Source organism: Roseateles chitinivorans (assembly GCF_050632145.1).
GTDB lineage: Bacteria > Pseudomonadota > Gammaproteobacteria > Burkholderiales > Burkholderiaceae_C > Roseateles > Roseateles chitinivorans_B.
In genome coordinates this window covers 4,478,219-4,494,947 of record NZ_CP192577.1, presented here as the reverse complement: position 1 = coordinate 4,494,947, position 16,729 = coordinate 4,478,219, and the positions used below count along the sequence as shown (strand labels likewise).

Genomic DNA, 16,729 nt, shown 5'->3' with positions numbered 1-16,729 from the left:
GGGCCATCGGCACGCGCGCACATCACAGCTGCATCACCGCCACGTCACGGGGACGGGCACGGGCAAGGGCACGGGCACATTCACAGCCGCAGCGACAGCCCCACCCAGAACGACCGCCCCGGCGCCGGTTCGTAGAACCGGCCGTTGCCGTCGTTGACGATGACGCTGCCGACGTAGCGGCGGTCGGCGATGTTGTCGACGCGTGCGGTCAGCGTCGCGCGCGCCGCACCCCAGGACCAGCCGTGACGGGCGCGCAGGTTGAGCAGGCCGTAGCCGCCGGCCCATTCGCTATTGATGTCGTTCACCGCCGTGCGCTTCACGCCGCGCCATTCGACGGCGACTTCCCCGTCCTCCGCGACCTCGAACGGCCGCCACGCCAGTTCCGCGTACGCGCTCCCGCCGTTCGTGCCGGCGATGCGGTTGCCGGAGGCCACCGCCACGTTGGCGGTCGGGCACGGCGTGCCGGTGCAGGTCAGGAAGCCGTCGCGGTACCGGGCGTTCAGCGTGCCGACCGCCATCTGGGCGCGCCAGTGCGGGACGAACGCCCAGGCGCCGGAGAGCTCCACGCCGCTGCGCCGCGTGCGACCGACGTTCTGATAGCTCGACCGCCCGCCGCTGTTGGTCAGCACACCGATCTCGTCGCGCGTGACGACGTGAAACGCGGTGGCGTCGAGTTCGATCCCGTCCGCGCGCCACTTCGCGCCGAGCTCCTGCTGCGTGCTCTTCTGCGGACGCAACGCCGTGTTGAAACCGCCCTGCCCGTCCGCCCGGTAGGCCAGCTCGTTCAGCGTCGGCGATTCAAAACCGCGGCCCAACGCCGCATGCAGCAGCAGTGACGGCGTGAGCTTCCATCCGAGTCCCATCGCCGGATTGGCGTAGTCGTAACGCAGCGAGCCCGAGTCGTCGCCGTTGGCCAGGAAGCGGTCGCGGGCCGACAGCGTCACGCGTCCCGCCCGCACGCCGGCGCTGGCGGAAAGCGCCGTCGTCAACGGCCATTCCACCTGCGCATAGGCCTCGCGCGTGACGGCCTCGTTCTCCTCGTCGCGGCGGAGCGCGCCGGTCACGCCCAGTTGCTGCGACGCGCCGGTGCCGACGAAGTTCTCGTAGCCCTGGCGGTCGTCCTTCTGACGCTCCAGGTTCACGCCGGTGACCAGCGTCGCCGGCCCGAGGCGCCACAGCGCGCGCGCGTCGACACCGTCATAGCGGCGGCTGAAATCGACCACGCCGCCGCCGCTGCCCGCCGGCGTCTGCGCGCCCACGGCGATCGACTGCCACTGCGTCACCGAACGCCGCCCGCCATAAGCAGTCAACACGCCCTCGGACAGTACGCCGTCATCATCGAAACGGTGGCGCCAGCGCGCCCCGAGCTGCGTCTGGCTGGCGTTCTTGCGGGTGTTGAACTGCTCGGCCTGGGAGGCGGTCTGGTCCGGATCCGCGGCGAACTGCGCGGCGGTCAGTCCGAGCGGATCCTGCGCGCGCTGGTCGACGTCGTTGACCAGCAGCAGCACCTGATCGCGCGCGCCGGTCCAGGCGAGGCGCCCGTTGGCCAGCGTGCGCTTCGCGGCGCTGTGGGGACGCAGGCCGTCGGTCTCCATGTGCGACACGCCGCCCTGCGCTTCCCAGCCGTCGCCGAACGGCGTTCCCGCGGTCAGCCGCGCCTGCCGGAGCGCCGCGCTGCCGGCATCGAGGTCCAGGTCGACGAAGCGCTCGCGCACCGGGGCGCTCACCAGCGCGATGACGCCGCCGGAGCTGTTGCCGTAGAGCGCCGAGAACGGTCCGCGCAAGACCTCGACGCGGGCCGCGGACGCGAGGTCGAAGTGCGTGACCTGGCCCTGCCCGTCCGGCATCGTCGCGGGAATGCCGTCCGTGTAGAGCCGCAGCCCGCGCACGCCGAACGGCGCACGCGCGCCGAAGCCGCGCGACGACAGCTGCAGGTCCTGCGCGTAGTTCTGCCGGTTGTTGGCGGTCAGGCCGGGCACGCGGGTCAGCGCCTCGGACAGGTTGACCATCGGCCCGGCGGCGCGGAGCGTGTCCGCGTCGATGACGGACGCCGCGTAGGGCGCCTCGTCCAGCCGCCGCTCGGCCACGCTGCCGGACACCACCACGGTGGGCAGCGCCTGGGCGGGTGCGGGCGCCGTCTGCGCGCAAGCCGCCCCGCCCAGGCCGGCGAGCGCCCCCGCGATCAGTCGCCAGGCCACGTGCGACCTCGCGCTCGATGCGTTCGATGCGTTCGACGCACTGGATATCGCGCTCGAGAGGGGGCCGGGCCGGGCTCGCGCCGGACCGTCGTCGATTCGTCTTCATTGTTCTCCCGCAGTATCGATGCCATGGCATCCGGAACCAGCGGCAGAAAGGGCAAGGAAGGTGCCAGGTCTCCCCCGTCGCGTCGGGCGCCGCACGGACGCGGGCATCCCGCTTGCTGACTCCCCTGCTGCCGCCGCCCCCGTCCGGGGCGGCTCCTCGACGGAGAAGCCGATGAACAAGAAGATGCCCCTGTCCTCCCGCGCTCAGCCGCGCGCACGTCGGGTCACCGGCGCCCGGATCACCCGCGCGATCACCGCGGTCGTCGCGCTGGCCGCCCTGGCCGGCGGCGCGCGCATGGCGCTGGCACTCGAAGCGCAACCCGCGACCCCGCCCGGCTACGGTCCCAATCCCGCGCTGCCCGAGCCCCAGAAGAGCCTGGTGCCGACGATCAACGTCGCCAAGGCGATCGGCTGGCCCGCGGGCGCCAAGCCGCAGGCGGCCGCGGGCCTGGCGGTCACGCGTTTCGCCGACAAGCTCGACCATCCGCGCTGGGTCTACGTGCTGCCCAACGGCGACGTGCTGATCGCCGAGACCAACGCGCCGGTGCGGCCCGACGACGGCAAGGGCCCGAAGGCCTGGATCACCAAGCAGTTCCAGAAGAAGGCCGGCGCCACGCCCAAGAGCGCCAACCGCATCACCCTGCTGCGCGACACCGACGGCGACGGCGTCGCGGACCAGCGCTTCGCGTTCGCGGAGGGCCTGAACTCGCCGTTCGGCATGGCCCTGGTCGGCAACAGCTTCTACGTGGCCAACACCGACGCCATCGTGCGCTTCCCTATGCGCCCGGCCAGACCAAGCTGGCCGGCCAGCCGACGAAGGTCGCGGACCTGCCCGGCGGCACGATCAACCACCACTGGACCAAGAGCCTGATCGCCAATGCCGAGGGCACCAAGCTCTACGCCGGCATCGGCTCCAACAGCAACGTCGCCGAGAACGGCATCGAGAACGAGCAGCGCCGCGCCGCGATCCTGGAGATCGACCTGCAGAGCGGCTCGACGCGGGTGTTCGCCTCGGGGCTGCGCAACCCGGTCGGCCTGGCGTGGGAGCCCACGAGCAAGGCGCTGTGGGTCGCGGTGAACGAGCGCGACGAACTCGGCGACGACCTCGTGCCCGACTACATCACCTCGGTGCAGGACGGCGGCTTCTACGGCTGGCCGTACAGCTGGTACGGCAATCACGTCGACGAACGGGTCAAGCCGCAGCGGCCGGAACTCGTCGAGAAGGCGCTGGTGCCCGACTTCGCGGTGGGCGCGCACACGGCCTCGCTGGGGCTGGCGTCCGCGGACGGCAACAAGCTGACGCAGGACTTCGCGCACGGCATGTTCATCGGTCAGCACGGCTCGTGGAATCGCAAGGTTCCGGCGGGCTACAAGGTGGTGTTCGTGCCCTTCGTCGGCGCCAAGCCCAGCGGGCTGCCGGTCGACGTGGTGACCGGCTTCCTCGATGCCAAGGGGCAGGCGATGGGCCGTCCGGTCGGCGTGGCGCTCGACCGCCAGGGCGCGCTGCTGGTGGCGGACGACGTCGGCAACGTGATCTGGCGCGTCACCGCGACGGGCGCCGCGGGACCGCAGGCGGCCTTCCCGCCGGCGGCGGGCGCGGCCAGCACGCCAGCCTCGCGCTGAGTCCAGCCGGGTCGCGAGGCCGTCTCGTGACCCGCCCCACCATCGACACTCCCAACGGTCGATATGGCAATATAGTTCTAATTCTCCATTAATTGGCACTTTATTGCCATTTTTCTTGACGAGCGATTGGCAATAAAGTACCTTTTCATGGCGAATTAGAACTTTATTGCCATGCTCACATTGCCCATCACGATTCCAGACATCGCCGAAACCCTGCGGGAGGCAGCTCGTCGCAATGGTCTCACCCAGGCGCGTCTGGCTGAGGTGGCCGGCATCTCTCCCCGGACGCTCACCCATGTGCTGAGCGGCCAGGAGGACTTCCGGCTGACCACGCTCATGGCCCTGGCGGACCGCCTGGGACTGGCGGTCCTGGTGGTACCCAAAGGGGCTGCGGCCGCCGTGGCCGCCGGTGACACCGTCGGCCCGCCGGTACGTTCGGTGATCACGGAAGCATTGGATGCGGCTCATGCACGCCGTGAATCGCGTGCGGCCAAGGAGCGTGGATGAACGTCAAGGCCTTGGCGATTCATCTGGGCGACCTGCGCGTGGGAGTCCTGTTCCAGTACGCCTTGTCGGAAGACCTCGTGACCAACCGCTTCGTCGTCGACGAGGGGCTGCCCGCACGCGTCGGGGCCCCCTGCCCACGCTCTCGCTGTCGATGCGCGCGGCGACGCCGCAGGCACAGGCGGCGCTGTGGCGCGACATCCAGTCGATGAGCTTCAACGGCCGCCGTTCATCGAGGGGCGACTGGCTGTTGCCCGCCTTCTTCCAGAACCTGTTGCCGGAGGGCGTCTTCCGCGACCACGTCGCGGCCCTGCGCGATTGCGCACCGACCGATCATTTCGAGATGCTGGCCGCCTGCGGCAATGACCTTCCGGGGAATGTCTACGCCTTGCCGGTCGAGCTGTCGCGGGACGAACTCGCCCGTTACGTGACCCAAGGGCAGGATGCCCTGGAGATGTCCGTGACGGCCGAGCCGCTCGACGAAGGCGTCTCCCTGTCGGGCGTCCAGCCCAAGTTGGGTGTGATCCGCGACGGCGATCGTTACGTGGCCCGGACCAAGGATCACGACACGCACATCATCGCCAAGCTGCCGGTGATCGGGCAGCCGCTGCTACCCGAGGTCGAGGAACTCACGCTGCGGCTGGCGCGCGCCGCGGGCGTCGATGCCTGCGAAGCGAGCCTGGAGCCGCTGGAGCGCCTCGGCCTGTCCCATGCCTACGACCTCGGCGACACGACGCCCCATACGAACTTCCTGGCGGTCACGCGCTTCGACCGTTCCCCGCAGGGACGCATCCACGTGGAGGACTTCGGCCAGATCCTCGGACGCATGCCGGAGGACAAGTACGGCCGCGGTCCGGACGGGCGGACCATCACCTATGTCGACATCGCGCTGGCGTTGATGACGCAGCCCGCCATGGGGGAACCGGCGGTGCATGAACTGCTGAGGCGACTCGTCGTCAACGAGATGATCGGCAACCCCGACATGCACCTCAAGAACATCGGCGTGCGCTATCCCGACGGCGTCACACCGACGCTGTCACCGGCTTACGACCTCGTGGCGTACTCGGTCTATCACCGGATCCGCGGGCATGCGTTGATGACCGTTCCGGAGAACATGGCGCCGCGTCGCGGCGATCTGCGCGACGCCAGTCCGGCCGACCGCCAGGCGATCCGGCCGTCTCTGCTCAAGGCGTTCTGCGTGGAGGCCGGCATCCCGGTCAAACCCGCCGAGACGGCGATCGCGCGTTGCGTGAAAGCAGCCCACGCCGCATGGCCCGCCATGATCGACGGCTCTGCGCTGCTGCCTCAGCAGAAACAACGCCTGATGACGCACTTCCTGTCGCACGATCTGGTCGCCTCGCTGACGCGTCGTGCGGAACGCGCTGCCGCACGATCGATGGCACAGACGGCAGTCGCCGCGCAGGAATCGGCCGGCCCGACCACCGCCTGATGTCTCGCGCGAAGGTCAGGCGACGGTCAGAGCGACGGCTCACGCATCCTGCTGACGCTCGTATTCCGAGCTCTCCTGGCTGAGCTCGTCGCGCCACTGGCGGTCGAGTTCGTCGCGGCGCCGGCGCAATGCGCTGGACAAGGTGCGCCAGTCCACCGACGACGCGTGCGTCAGCCGCGGCAGGACGCCCTGCTCCACGTCCTGCGCATGGTGGCTGACGTAGCGGCCGAGCACCCCCACCAGCGGCGCGAACTGCGTGTCGTCGGCGCGCATGCGGCGCAGCTGCGACATCAGGATGCGCACGACCAGGTGCTCGATCTCGGCCTCGTTGATCAGGCGGCGTTCGATGGCGCCGATCTCCGGGCACCGGCGGACCGCCGGGTAGAACAGTTCTTCCTCCAGCGTCGCGTGCACCGTCAGCAGCGCGCAGGTGCGGCGCACCAGCGCCTCGCAGGATTCGTGGTCCCCCAGCGTCCAGAGCCGGTCGAACTGGTGGAAGGCGTGCTGCGCGCGCTGGTGGTCGTCGACCAGCAGCGCCACGACCTCGTCGCGCGCCATCAGGTCGGCTCGGAAGTCGGTCTGAGGCAGGACATGCGACCTCATGCGGGTTCCCCTTGTTCGAGCCGCTGACGCGCGGGCGCGGCGTGATCGTCGTGGTAACGCTTCGGACCGTCCGGATGCACGCCGGGATCGTCGGGATGCTCGTGCGGCGCCTGATCAGGCCCCGGCGCGGGGGACTCGGCGGGGCGCTCCTCCTCGGAGCGTCGCGGCTGGCCGGGCTTGGGCGCAGCCGCCATCGCCCGTTCCACGGTCTCCAGCGACGCCACGGCGGCCACCACCGGGCTCACGACGGGGTCGTCGGGCCCCTCCGAGTCGTCCCACAGCTGCTGCCAGGACGACTCGACCGTCGACTCGAGATCCAGCGGTACCTCGCCCACCGCCTCGATCACGCCCAGCGTGCGCAACGCACCGCTGCGCGGATCGCGCCGGCGGAAGCGCCGGTCGCGCACCTGGTAAAGATGCAGGTCGGCGCCGATGATCCGGTACTCGCGGACGAAGCCGTCGCCATGCGGCAGATCGTCGGCGCAGAATGGCCGCGGCAGTTCGCCCGCGTCGGCCGGCAGCACCGCATGGTTCCACTGGATCGGGTCGGCGATCAGCGCCTGCGGACTCAGGCCCAGCAGCCGCTCGACCGAGGCGCTGACGTGCAGCAGCCGTTGGCTCGCCACGTCGGCGCACCAGACCAGATGCCACGGCGTCTCGAATGCCTTGTCGTTCATGGGGCGGGTCTCCTGCGAGATCGAGGGGGCGGAGGTCCGGACGGACCGGCGGCTCCGGCGTTCCCTCCCTTCCGGCAAATGCGGTGCCGCCCTGGATCGTGGGCACTTCGACAGCGTCGACGGATCGGACCTGACGACGCGATCCTCCAGCCCGGACGGGTCCGGTCGCGCTCGGCAGCACGTCGGCAGCACGTCGGCGGCACTTCGGCAGCGCTTGCCGACAGAACTCCCGGTGCGGCGTCTTTCCCAGGAGAAAGCCGGGGATGAGGGCCGCCTCGCGGCGGCACGGTCGGGCGCGCCGCTTGCAAAGGCCTGCGCAACAACAAGGAACGCCATGCACCAGTTGCCGCTGCCTTTCGAGGCCCACACGATCCCGCCGAGCCCGCCGCATCCGGCCGAGGTGCCCTTCGTGCCGCCACCGCCGCACGGACCGGCGCCCGAGCCCGGCGACGATCCGCCCGGCGTCATCGACCCGCCGATTCCCGGCGAGAACCCGGTGCCCGTGCGCGAACCGCCCTACATGCCGCCGCCCACCGCCGTGAACTGAGGACACCGGGGGCGCATGCCGGCCGCTGCGGCGACCGGGCGGCACGGCGATTGCCATCTCCTGGGGCTTGTTTCCCTCTGTCACAGGAGTCGCCTTTGAATGCATTGCTGCTCCCGGCGCTGCGCCGGGCATGCGCCGACGGCGTGTTGGCCAGCCTGTTCTCAGGACTGGCGCTGTTGCGCGGCAGCCGGTCCGATCACGCCCATCTGGTCGGTCGTTCCGAATACCGCGTCGGCCGTCCGCCGTTGAAGACCTCCGCCGCCGACATCGCCCTGCACGCCGCCACCGGCCTCGTGTGGGGCGCGCTCTACGACCGGTTGCGCGCGACGCGCCGCCGGCCCACGCGCGGCAACGCGGTGACCGACGCGCTGCTGCTCACGGCGGTCGCCGTCGGCGTCGACCGCGTCGTCACGCCCAGCGTGCTCACCCCCGGCGCCGACAAGCGCGCCACCGCCTCCGACACGCGGCCGCCCTCGGTGGCCAGCCTGCTGCTGGTCTACGGTGCGTTCGCGGCCGGGCTGGCGCTCGGCGGCATGCACGGATTGAAGGGACATCCGGCCCGTGCCAGTGCAGACATCGATGGCTTCGACTTCGACGACGACGATGACGCCGTCCTGATCGACCCTGCGCCGCGCCGCGCGGGGGTCGGGCATGAAGTCGCTGCATCTCCAGCTGCGATTCCTGGTCCCGCTGCTGATCACCCTGACCGTCGCGGCCCTGCTGGCGCTGCCGCTGCTGGACCGCATGACCTTGCGCTGGTTCTCGCGCGACCTGAGCCTGCGCGGCGCGATGGTCGCCAAGACCCTGTCCGTCGCGATCAGCGACATCGATCCCAGCGCCCAGCGCGAACGCCTGCGCAACCTGCTCGAGCGCGGCGTGCTCGACGAGCGCCTCGTGGGCATCGCGCTGTGCGCGCCCGACGGCACGCAGGTCATGAGCACCAAGGGCTTCCCCGGCTCGCTCAGCTGCAAGGAGGCTGAGGCCAGCGCCGCGCTGAAGGATCCCCGGCTGGAACTGACCAGCGGCGCCGTCCACATCGGCGTGTTCCCGGTCAACCCGGCGCAGCCCGACGCCGAGCGGCTGGTGCTGCTGCACGACCTCAGCCTGCCCGACCGCCGCAGCCTGGACACGCGGCGCTACATGATCATCTTCATCACCGTGCTGGGCCTGGCGATCGCCGGCATCACGATGATCGTGGCGCAGTTGAGCTGGCGCGGCTGGGTCTCCGGCATGCGCGCCATCCTGCGCGGCGAAGGCCTGGTGCGGCCGCTGCTCAACACCGGCGGCTTCCGCGGCGGACCGGAGACGGCGCCGCCCGAGCTGCAGCCGCTGGAGGTCGAGATCCGCCAGCACATCCGCGAGCTCGAGGACAACCTCTACCGCGAGCACGGCCCGTTGACGCCGTGGGATCCCGAGCGGCTGCGCAGCCTGCTGCGCACGCAGCTGCGCGGCGACCAGGTGATCGTGGTCTCCAACCGCGAGCCTTACATCCACCAGCGCGGTCCGGACGGCATCTCCGTCAGCCGCCCCGCCAGCGGCCTGGTCACGGCGGTTGAACCGGTCATGCGCGCCTGCTCCGGCACCTGGATCGCGCACGGCAGCGGCAGCGCGGACCGGGACGTCGTGGACGCGCACGACCGCGTCGCGGTACCGCCGGACACGCAGGACTACCTGCTGCGTCGCGTCTGGCTGAGCGAGGAAGAAGAGCGCGGCTACTACCAGGGCTTCGCCAACGAAGGCCTCTGGCCGCTGTGCCACGTCGCGCACGTGCGGCCGGTGTTCCGCGAGTCGGACTGGGCGCAGTACAAGGCCGTGAACCAGCGCTTCGCCGACGCGGTCGTCGCCGAGGCGCGCGGCGACGACCCGGTGGTGCTGGTGCAGGACTACCACTTCGCGCTGCTGCCCGCCATGGTCCGCGAGAAGCTGCCCAAGGCGACCATCATCACCTTCTGGCACATCCCCTGGCCCAACCCGGAGTCCTTCGGCATCTGCCCGTGGCGCCGCGAGCTGCTGCAGGGCATGCTGGGCAGCACCATCCTGGGTTTCCACACCCGCTTCCATTGCAAGAACTTCACCGAGACGGTGGACCGCTACCTGGAGGCGCGCATCGAGCACGAGCATTCCACGATCAGCTACCAGGACGAGCCGACGCTGGTGCAGAGCTACCCGATCTCGATCGCGTGGCCGACCGACGAGGAACGCGCCGGCTGGTTGTCCCCGGCGGACGCACGCGCCTCGGTGTTCGAGCGGCTGAAGCTCGCGCCCGACACGGTGCTGGCGGTCGGCGTGGACCGTTTCGACTACACCAAGGGCATCCTGGAACGGCTGCACGCGGTGGAGCGCCTGCTGGAGAAGCATCCGCAATGGCAGGGGCGCTTCGTGCTCGTGCAGGTGGCGGCGCCGACGCGCAACGCGCTGGAGGAGTACCGCGAATTCCAGGACCGCATCCATCGCGTCACCGAGCGCATCAACCTGCGCTTCGGCGAGGCCGGCTACAAGCCGGTGGTGCTGCTGGCCGAGCACCACGACCATGCGGCGCTGATGACGCTCTACCGCGCCGCGCACATGTGCGTGGTGACCAGCCTGCATGACGGCATGAACCTGGTCTCCAAGGAGTTCATCGCCGCCCGCGACGACGACCAGGGCGTGCTGATCCTGAGCCGCTTCGCCGGCGCGGCGCGCGAGCTGCAGGAGGCGCTGGTCATCAACCCGTATCACGTGGAAGAGACCACCGACGCCCTGCACCGCGCAGCACTGATGCCGCCGCAGGAGCAGCGCGAGCGCATGGCCAGCCTGCGCATGACGGTGCGCGAGTTCAACGTCTACCGCTGGGCCGGCCGCATGCTGACCGACGCGGGCCAATGGCGCCTGCGCGAGCGCATCACGCGCCGCGTGCAGCGGCGCTCACGGGAATCGGGAGAGGAGGCGCTGACGCCATGATGCCGGTGCGATATCTGCTCGACGCGGAGGGCCGCGCCGCGGTCGCCCGCCTCATGACACGCCGCCCGCTGCTGGGCTTCGACTTCGACGGCACGCTGGCGCCCATCGTCATGCATCCCGACGAGGCGCGCCTGCCGGAGCCGACGGCCCAGTTGCTGGAGCGACTCGCCGCGCGCGTGCCTGTCGCGGTCGTCAGCGGCCGGCAGGTGCTGGACGTGCGGCACCGGCTGGGCTTCAAGCCCACGCACATCGTCGGCAACCACGGCGCGGAGGACGAGTTCGAGGGACCTGATCCCCACGTGGTGACGACGCTGGGGACGTTCCGGGAACGCATGCTGCGCATGGAGCCGCATCTCAACCAGGCGGGCGCGACGATCGAGGACAAGGGCGCGTCCATCGCGATCCACTACCGGATGGCGAAGGATCCGGTGGCTGCGCGCAACGCGATCGCCGTGCTGGTCGCCGACCTGCCGGCGGGCGTCATCACCGAGCCGGGCAAGCGCGTGGTCAACGTGCTCGTCGACGGCGCTCCGGACAAGGGTGATGCGATGACGCGCCTCACGGCGCGTTACGGCGCCGATGCGGGCTTCTACGTCGGCGACGACACCAACGACGAGCCGGCCTTCCAGCGCGCCGGCGCCGACTGGGTGACGGTGCGCGTGGGTCCGAGGCTCGACCACAGCCATGCGAGGTACTACCTCAACGAGCAGGCGGAGATCGACGACGTGCTCCGCCTGATGCTCGAACACCTCGGTGAGCCGGGAGAGGGACGACCGGGTCCCCTTTTCGGAACTTAAGGAGGGAATTTGTCGGCCGGGGCGGCCGACAAAGGGGGAGATGGAGAAAAGGGGACCCGGTCGGCCCGAACCGCGCGCGGTTCCGGCAGTCAAGGGGCCGGCGATGGCGGCAACGACGGCTTGAGCACCGGCGCCGCGGGCGCGGGGATGTCCTCCACCAGCGCCCTCACCCGGGGCAGCGACTGCGGGTGCGTCTTCTGCAGCCAAGCGATCAGGCCTTCGCGCAACTCGCAACGCAGGTCGAAGGCCTTGCCGGAGTCCTTCGCGCTGACGAGCACGCGGATCTGCATCGTGCGCTCGGTCGTCTCGACGACCTGCACGCCGCAGACCCGGCCGTCCCAGTGCGCCGAGCCCTTGCACATCGTCGTGGCCTTCTCGCGCAGTTCGTTGACGGGCAGCGTGAAGTCGACCCACAGCATCACCGTGCCCAGGATGCTGGAGCTGGTGCGCGTCCAGTTCTGGAACGGGTTCTCGATGAACCATTGCAGCGGGATCACCAGCCGGCGCTCGTCCCAGATCTTGAGCACGACATAGGTCGAGGTGATCTCCTCCACCCGGCCCCACTCGCCCTGGATGATGAGCACGTCGTCGAGCCGGATCGGCTGTGCCATCGCGATCTGCAGACCGGCGAGGAGGTTCCCGAACACCGACTTCGCCGCCAGGCCGAAGACCAGTCCGGCGATGCCCGCCGACGCCAGCAGGCTGGCGCCGACCTGCTTCGCGCGGGGGAAGGTCATCAGGATGAAGGCCAGCGCGGTCAGCATCACCGCGCCCTTGGCCACGCGCGCCAGCACCTTGGTCTGCGTCTGGATGCGGCGTGCGGCGAGGTTGTCCTCGACGTCCGACGGATTCAGCAGCGCCACGCCGTTGGCGACGCCGGTGATCGCGCCAGCGCCGACGGCGGCCAGCGCCACGATGGTGAGGACCCCCAGCAGATGCTGCACGCCGTTGATGCCCGGCATCGTGTCGGGCACGCCCTGCGCGGCGATCAGCAGGCCGACGAGGGGAAGCGCCCATCGGACCGGGTTGTCGGTGCGCTGCACGACCGAGGTCAGCAGCGGCGAGAACCTCGCCAGTCGTCGCGCAACCGGCCGCAGGATGGCGTGCAGCAGCAGCGCGCCGGCCACGATCACCAGCGCGCCGAGCAACAGCTGACCCCACATCATGAGATCGGCGTCGAGGAGCGAGAAACGGGATTTCCAGGCTTGCATGGCGCCGGGCGGGCAAGTGCCGTTCCGGCGCTGCACTGCACAACGCGGGGATCGCCCGGGCGCCGCGCCTCGTCTCGTCTCGTCTCGTCTCGTCTCGTCTCGATCGATCGTGGGTGAACCGATTGCCTTGTCAGGGCATTGCAATCAACAGGAGTTCCCGATGACCCATAGCACCAACAAGCAGGCGCCGACATCGACGGCGGCAGGCGCTCCGCGCCGCATGCTGGACAAGGCGCCGGTCTCCCCGGGGACGGTCGAGCCCGATCCGGCGCCGACCCACGAGGACGACGTGCAGTTGCCGCATGAGCGCGACCAGAGCACCGGGGGCGACTCGACCGGCGGCATGGGCAGCGGCGCGGCCGGCGAGGACCAGCGCGCGGTCATCGGCCAGGCCCACGAGGACCTGAAGCAAGGTCAGGTGGACACCGATCTGCGGTCGACACCCGGGCTGGATGCCCAGCAACGGGACCGGATCGTCAAGGATCCCAAGGGTGGCCCGAAGGGCAACGGCGGGAACGACAGCAAGGGATGAACGAAGGGCCGGCGCTGGCGGCATCCCAATGAAAACGAGGCCTCTTGGGGCCTCGTCCTTGTCTCCATCGCGCCTCGGGAAAAGGGTTGTCAGCTGTGCTGCCGGCGCCGTTCGACCGCGTCGATGCGCAGCATCTGGCGGTACTTGGTCACCGTGCGGCGCGCCACCACCAGACCCTGGCGGGCGAGCTGGCGGGTGATCTCGGCGTCGGACAGCGGGTTGTCCGCGCGCTCGGCCTCGATGATGTCCTTGATCAGCCCGCGGATCGCCGTGCCCGAGCACGCGCTGCCGTTGCTGCTCACGATCGCGCGCGAGAAGAAGTACTTCAGCTCATACACGCCGCTCGGCGTCGCGAGGTACTTGTTGTTGGTCACGCGCGAGACCGTGGATTCGTGGATGCCGACCTCGTCGGCGATCTCCTTCAGGCCCAGCGGCTTCATCGCCATCGCGCCGAACTCGAGGAAGTGGCGCTGCCGCTTCACGATCGCATTGGCCACGTCGAGGATGGTCGAGAAACGCTGCTCGATGTTGCGCATCGTCCAGCGCGCCTCCTGCAGGTGGTTGGCCATCTCCGCATGGCCCTGCTGGCGATGGCGCTGGAACAGCTCGGCATACACCTGGTTCATCCGCACCTTCGGGATCACCGCCGGATTCAGCTGCACGCGCCACTGGCCGCGCACCTTGGTCGTCAGCACGTCCGGCACGATGTAGGCGGCCTGCGTCGTCTCGTAGCGCCAGCCCGGCCGCGGATCGAAGCGGCGCAGCTTCAGGCAGACCGACTCGGCTTCCGCCACGCTCACGTCCAGCAGCTGCGCCAGCGACGGGATGTCGCGCGAGGCCAGCAGGTTCAAGTGCTGCGAGATGATGCGTTCGGCCAGCATGCGGCTGCGCGCGTCCTCGAGCTTGGGCAGCTGCAGCAGCAGGCACTCGGCCACGCTGCGCGCGCCCACGCCCAGCGGGTCCAGCGCCTGCACGCGCTTGAGCGCGATCTGCATCTCGTCGATGCCCACCGGCGGCTGCATCTGGGCAACGGCGGCCAGTTCCTCCAGCGAGCTGCGCAGGTAGCCGTCGTCGTCCACCGACTCGGCCACGATGGTCGCCAGCACCAGGTCGCGCGGCGACAGCCGCAGCACGTTGAGCTGGCTGCGCAGGTGTTCGCGCAGGCAGGTCTGGGCCGCGGTCATTTCGAGCGCGCTGAGTTCGCCGTCCTCCGCGCGACGCATCGAGCCGGAGCTCTCGGCGCGCCAGATCTCGCGATCGTCCGGGAACGGTTCCGGCGCGTCGGACATCACCGGCGACGCGGCGACCGGCACGTCCGCGTCCAGCGGCGATGAATCGTCCGAAGCCTCGGTGACTTCGAGGAAGGGATTGCGCCCCAGCATGTCCGTGACCATGGTGGAGAAGTCCAGCGAGGACATCTGCAGCAGACGCACGGCGTGCTGGAGGCGAGGCGACAGCGTCTGGGTCTGTCTGTGCTCGTGCCTGAGTTCCATTGCTCCCACTTGTGAGACTCCTGTCCGGTAGAGGGTGAAGCTGCCGACAACCGGTTCCGGAGAGTCCCCGCCGACGAGGACGGGAACGGGTTGTAGGCAGTGCCGGCGAACCGGCCTGTTGGAACCATCAGCGCAAGGACCATGCCACCTCGTCGCCGGATTTTCATATCGCGGATCCCCCGTCATTTGGCGTGCCTGCCCGAACGCCGCAAACGCAGTAGGCACGGGGCCTGCCGGGAATCAGATGCATCGTCATCCGGCGAACCTGGATGCCCCTCGATGCCACCGCGCCGGTTCGCCCAACGTCCGCGACACCTGCCGCCACCCCTGATCCCCGCAAGGCTTTCGGCACCTTTTACCGAGCGCCAGCTTCCGCACGCCCACCTGCTCCCCCCGAAGGTGAGCCCCACCCCTCGCTCCCCGCATCTCCCCCTCTTCCGCGGTCAAGGCTCTCCGTGGGGCCGGAATGAGGCTGGGGGTTCGCGGACGCGATGCCCCCTGCCTCGTGGAGAGCCCGCGCTTGGCCGAGCGGAGTCCAACCGCCCGCGCCACCGCGTCAATCGCCGTAACCGCACGTACCCGCCCCCCGGAACCCAGGTGGTAGCGCTCCCTGCTGGCCCGGGCCTTGCTTCAACAGCCTGCCCGGTCCCCTTCCCCCGTCATCCTTACCATCTTGCGCCCCTCCGCCCTGCCCCCGACCACGATGCGCCGCTGGGCGACGCGAGGCCTGCTGTTGATTGCGCTGGTCTTCCTGTTGAAGGAGGCCAGTGCGATCGTGCTGCCGGTGCTGGTGGCGCTGATCCTGACCTTCGTGCTGGCGCCGGCGGTGCGGACGATGCGGCACCACGGCCTGCCGGAATCGGTGAGCGCGGCGATGCTGGTGACGACGCTGGTGGGCTGCACGGTGCTGAGCGTGGCGCTGCTGGCCGAGCCGGTGGCGCAGTGGTGGCAGCGCGCGCCCGTCGCGGTGTCCCAGGCGCTGAACCAGGTGGACAAGTGGCGCGCGGCGATCCCGGGTTTCGGTCCGCCGGTCGAGCGTCGCAGCTCGAATCGTGCGGCGCCGACGCCGCCGACGGACCCGGTGCGCGAACGCATCGCCAGCGAAGGCGTGGCGCTGACCGCGCAGGCGCTGGGCATCGGCCTGAAGTTCCTCGTGTCCACGGCGGCCACCACGATCCTGCTGTATTTCCTGCTGGCCTCCGAACACTGGGTGCTGTCGCGCTGCATCGAGCTGCTGCCGCACCGTCCGCGCCTGCGGGCCGTGGTGCTCGGCGGCCTGCGCGCGGCGCAGCGCGACATCTCGCGCTATGTCGCCTCGGTCAGCGTGATCAACATCGGCGTCGGCCTGATCGTGTCGGGCACGATGTGGTTCGTGGATCTGCCCAACCCCGGCTTCTGGGGCGCGCTGGCCGCGATGTTCAACTTCATCCCCTACCTCGGTCCGCTGATCATGTGCGGGCTGCTGCTGGCGGCGTCGCTGGCCGCCTCCCTCGGCGACGCGGGCTTCACCGCGCTGGCCGCGCCCGTCGCGTGCTACCTGTGCATCCACGCGATCGAATCCAATTTCGTGACCCCGATGGTCGTCGGCAAGCGCCTGTCGATGAATCCGCTGTCGGTGCTGCTGTCGGTGATGTTCTGGGGCTGGCTCTGGGGCGTGGCCGGCGCGGTGCTGGCGGTGCCGCTGCTGATCTGCCTGCGCAGCATCAGCCAGCGCAACCGGCAGATGCGTCCCGTCGCCGTCTACCTGCGCGGCAGCGACCGTCCCTGCACGCCGCTGAGCACGCTGCTGCGGCCGCCCCGACCGCCGCAGGCGTCGACGTTCGTGCCGCCCCTAGCACCGAACTTCACCGCACCGTTCGCCCCGCCCCCGGAGACTTCCCCGGCCTCCCCTTCGCCTCCCGACGACGCGGCCCTGGCGGCCCGTCCGAACCGCCCTTGAACAGCACCGCCCATAATCTGCCGCCTCGACGCGCCCGCTGGCTCGTCCGCACCGCCGGCCTCCGGCCGCGGTGGCCCGCCGGTTCCTCCGCCCGTTCCTCCGTCTCATCG

13 protein-coding genes and 1 pseudogene are annotated in these 16,729 nt (G+C 70.1%); 8 read left to right on the top strand and 6 right to left on the bottom strand.

What is annotated here, in order from left to right; all coding sequences use genetic code 11:
* Window positions 1–80: 80 nt before the first annotated feature.
* The gene (locus ACQ86G_RS20620; protein ID WP_431257069.1) at window positions 81–2,198 is read right to left on the bottom strand and encodes a TonB-dependent receptor family protein; all 2,118 of its coding nucleotides are present in this window, start codon (window positions 2,196–2,198) and stop codon (window positions 81–83) included.
* Between the two features lie 400 nt (window positions 2,199–2,598).
* Between ACQ86G_RS20620 and ACQ86G_RS20615 the strand changes: the two are divergent.
* The 3 genes and pseudogenes from ACQ86G_RS20615 to ACQ86G_RS20605 all read left to right on the top strand — a co-directional run bounded on the left by ACQ86G_RS20615 (window position 2,599) and on the right by ACQ86G_RS20605 (window position 5,880).
* A pseudogene (locus ACQ86G_RS20615) lies at window positions 2,599–3,926 on the top strand (PQQ-dependent sugar dehydrogenase).
* Between the two features lie 171 nt (window positions 3,927–4,097).
* Window positions 4,098–4,433, top strand: a complete 336-nt coding sequence (locus tag ACQ86G_RS20610) for a helix-turn-helix transcriptional regulator (RefSeq protein ID WP_431257068.1) — start codon at window positions 4,098–4,100, stop codon at window positions 4,431–4,433.
* A 151-nt stretch (window positions 4,434–4,584) separates the two neighbouring features.
* Window positions 4,585–5,880, top strand: a complete 1,296-nt coding sequence (locus tag ACQ86G_RS20605) for a type II toxin-antitoxin system HipA family toxin (protein ID WP_431257067.1) — start codon at window positions 4,585–4,587, stop codon at window positions 5,878–5,880.
* Between the two features lie 39 nt (window positions 5,881–5,919).
* Here ACQ86G_RS20605 and ACQ86G_RS20600 read toward each other — a convergent pair whose 3' ends face one another.
* Window positions 5,920–6,483 carry a hemerythrin domain-containing protein gene (locus ACQ86G_RS20600; RefSeq protein WP_431257066.1) on the bottom strand — a complete coding sequence of 188 codons (564 nt, stop codon included), beginning with the start codon at window positions 6,481–6,483 and terminating at the stop codon, window positions 5,920–5,922.
* Window positions 6,480–7,160: a PAS domain-containing protein gene (locus ACQ86G_RS20595; RefSeq protein ID WP_431257065.1), complete on the bottom strand. Its 681-nt coding sequence runs from the start codon at window positions 7,158–7,160 to the stop codon at window positions 6,480–6,482. Before ACQ86G_RS20595 ends, ACQ86G_RS20600 begins: the two co-directional genes overlap by 4 nt.
* Window positions 7,161–7,494: 334 nt before the next feature.
* Between ACQ86G_RS20595 and ACQ86G_RS20590 the strand changes: the two genes are divergently transcribed.
* Window positions 7,495–7,707 carry a hypothetical protein gene (locus tag ACQ86G_RS20590; protein WP_431257064.1) on the top strand — a complete coding sequence of 71 codons (213 nt, stop codon included), beginning with the start codon at window positions 7,495–7,497 and terminating at the stop codon, window positions 7,705–7,707.
* Window positions 7,708–7,868: 161 nt separating this feature from the next.
* On the opposite strand, the gene ACQ86G_RS20585 is transcribed toward ACQ86G_RS20590, so the two are convergent.
* Window positions 7,869–8,360, bottom strand: a complete 492-nt coding sequence (locus ACQ86G_RS20585; protein ID WP_431257063.1) for a hypothetical protein — start codon at window positions 8,358–8,360, stop codon at window positions 7,869–7,871.
* Here ACQ86G_RS20585 and ACQ86G_RS20580 point away from each other — a divergent pair.
* Both ACQ86G_RS20580 and otsB read left to right on the top strand, forming a co-directional pair.
* The gene (locus ACQ86G_RS20580) at window positions 8,359–10,647 is read left to right on the top strand and encodes an alpha,alpha-trehalose-phosphate synthase (UDP-forming) (protein WP_431257062.1); all 2,289 of its coding nucleotides are present in this window, start codon (window positions 8,359–8,361) and stop codon (window positions 10,645–10,647) included. The genes ACQ86G_RS20585 and ACQ86G_RS20580 overlap by 2 nt on opposite strands.
* Window positions 10,644–11,444 carry a trehalose-phosphatase gene (otsB, locus tag ACQ86G_RS20575; RefSeq protein WP_431257061.1) on the top strand — a complete coding sequence of 267 codons (801 nt, stop codon included), beginning with the start codon at window positions 10,644–10,646 and terminating at the stop codon, window positions 11,442–11,444. The genes ACQ86G_RS20580 and otsB overlap by 4 nt, the downstream gene beginning before the upstream one ends.
* A gap of 89 nt (window positions 11,445–11,533) precedes the next feature.
* Here the strand turns inward: otsB and ACQ86G_RS20570 are convergent, their stop codons facing one another.
* On the bottom strand, window positions 11,534–12,655 hold the full coding sequence (locus ACQ86G_RS20570; RefSeq protein ID WP_431257060.1) for a mechanosensitive ion channel family protein: 1,122 nt from the start codon (window positions 12,653–12,655) through the stop codon (window positions 11,534–11,536).
* 160 nt (window positions 12,656–12,815) lie between these two features.
* Here ACQ86G_RS20570 and ACQ86G_RS20565 point away from each other — a divergent pair, with 160 nt between their 5' ends.
* Window positions 12,816–13,187: a hypothetical protein gene (locus ACQ86G_RS20565; RefSeq protein WP_431257059.1), complete on the top strand. Its 372-nt coding sequence runs from the start codon at window positions 12,816–12,818 to the stop codon at window positions 13,185–13,187.
* 89 nt (window positions 13,188–13,276) lie between these two features.
* On the opposite strand, the gene rpoN is transcribed toward ACQ86G_RS20565, so the two are convergent.
* The gene (rpoN, locus tag ACQ86G_RS20560; protein WP_431257058.1) at window positions 13,277–14,680 is read right to left on the bottom strand and encodes an RNA polymerase factor sigma-54; all 1,404 of its coding nucleotides are present in this window, start codon (window positions 14,678–14,680) and stop codon (window positions 13,277–13,279) included.
* A 673-nt stretch (window positions 14,681–15,353) separates the two neighbouring features.
* On the opposite strand from rpoN, the gene ACQ86G_RS20555 reads away from it, so the two are divergent.
* Window positions 15,354–16,619: an AI-2E family transporter gene (locus ACQ86G_RS20555; protein WP_431257057.1), complete on the top strand. Its 1,266-nt coding sequence runs from the start codon at window positions 15,354–15,356 to the stop codon at window positions 16,617–16,619.
* Window positions 16,620–16,729: the final 110 nt, after the last annotated feature.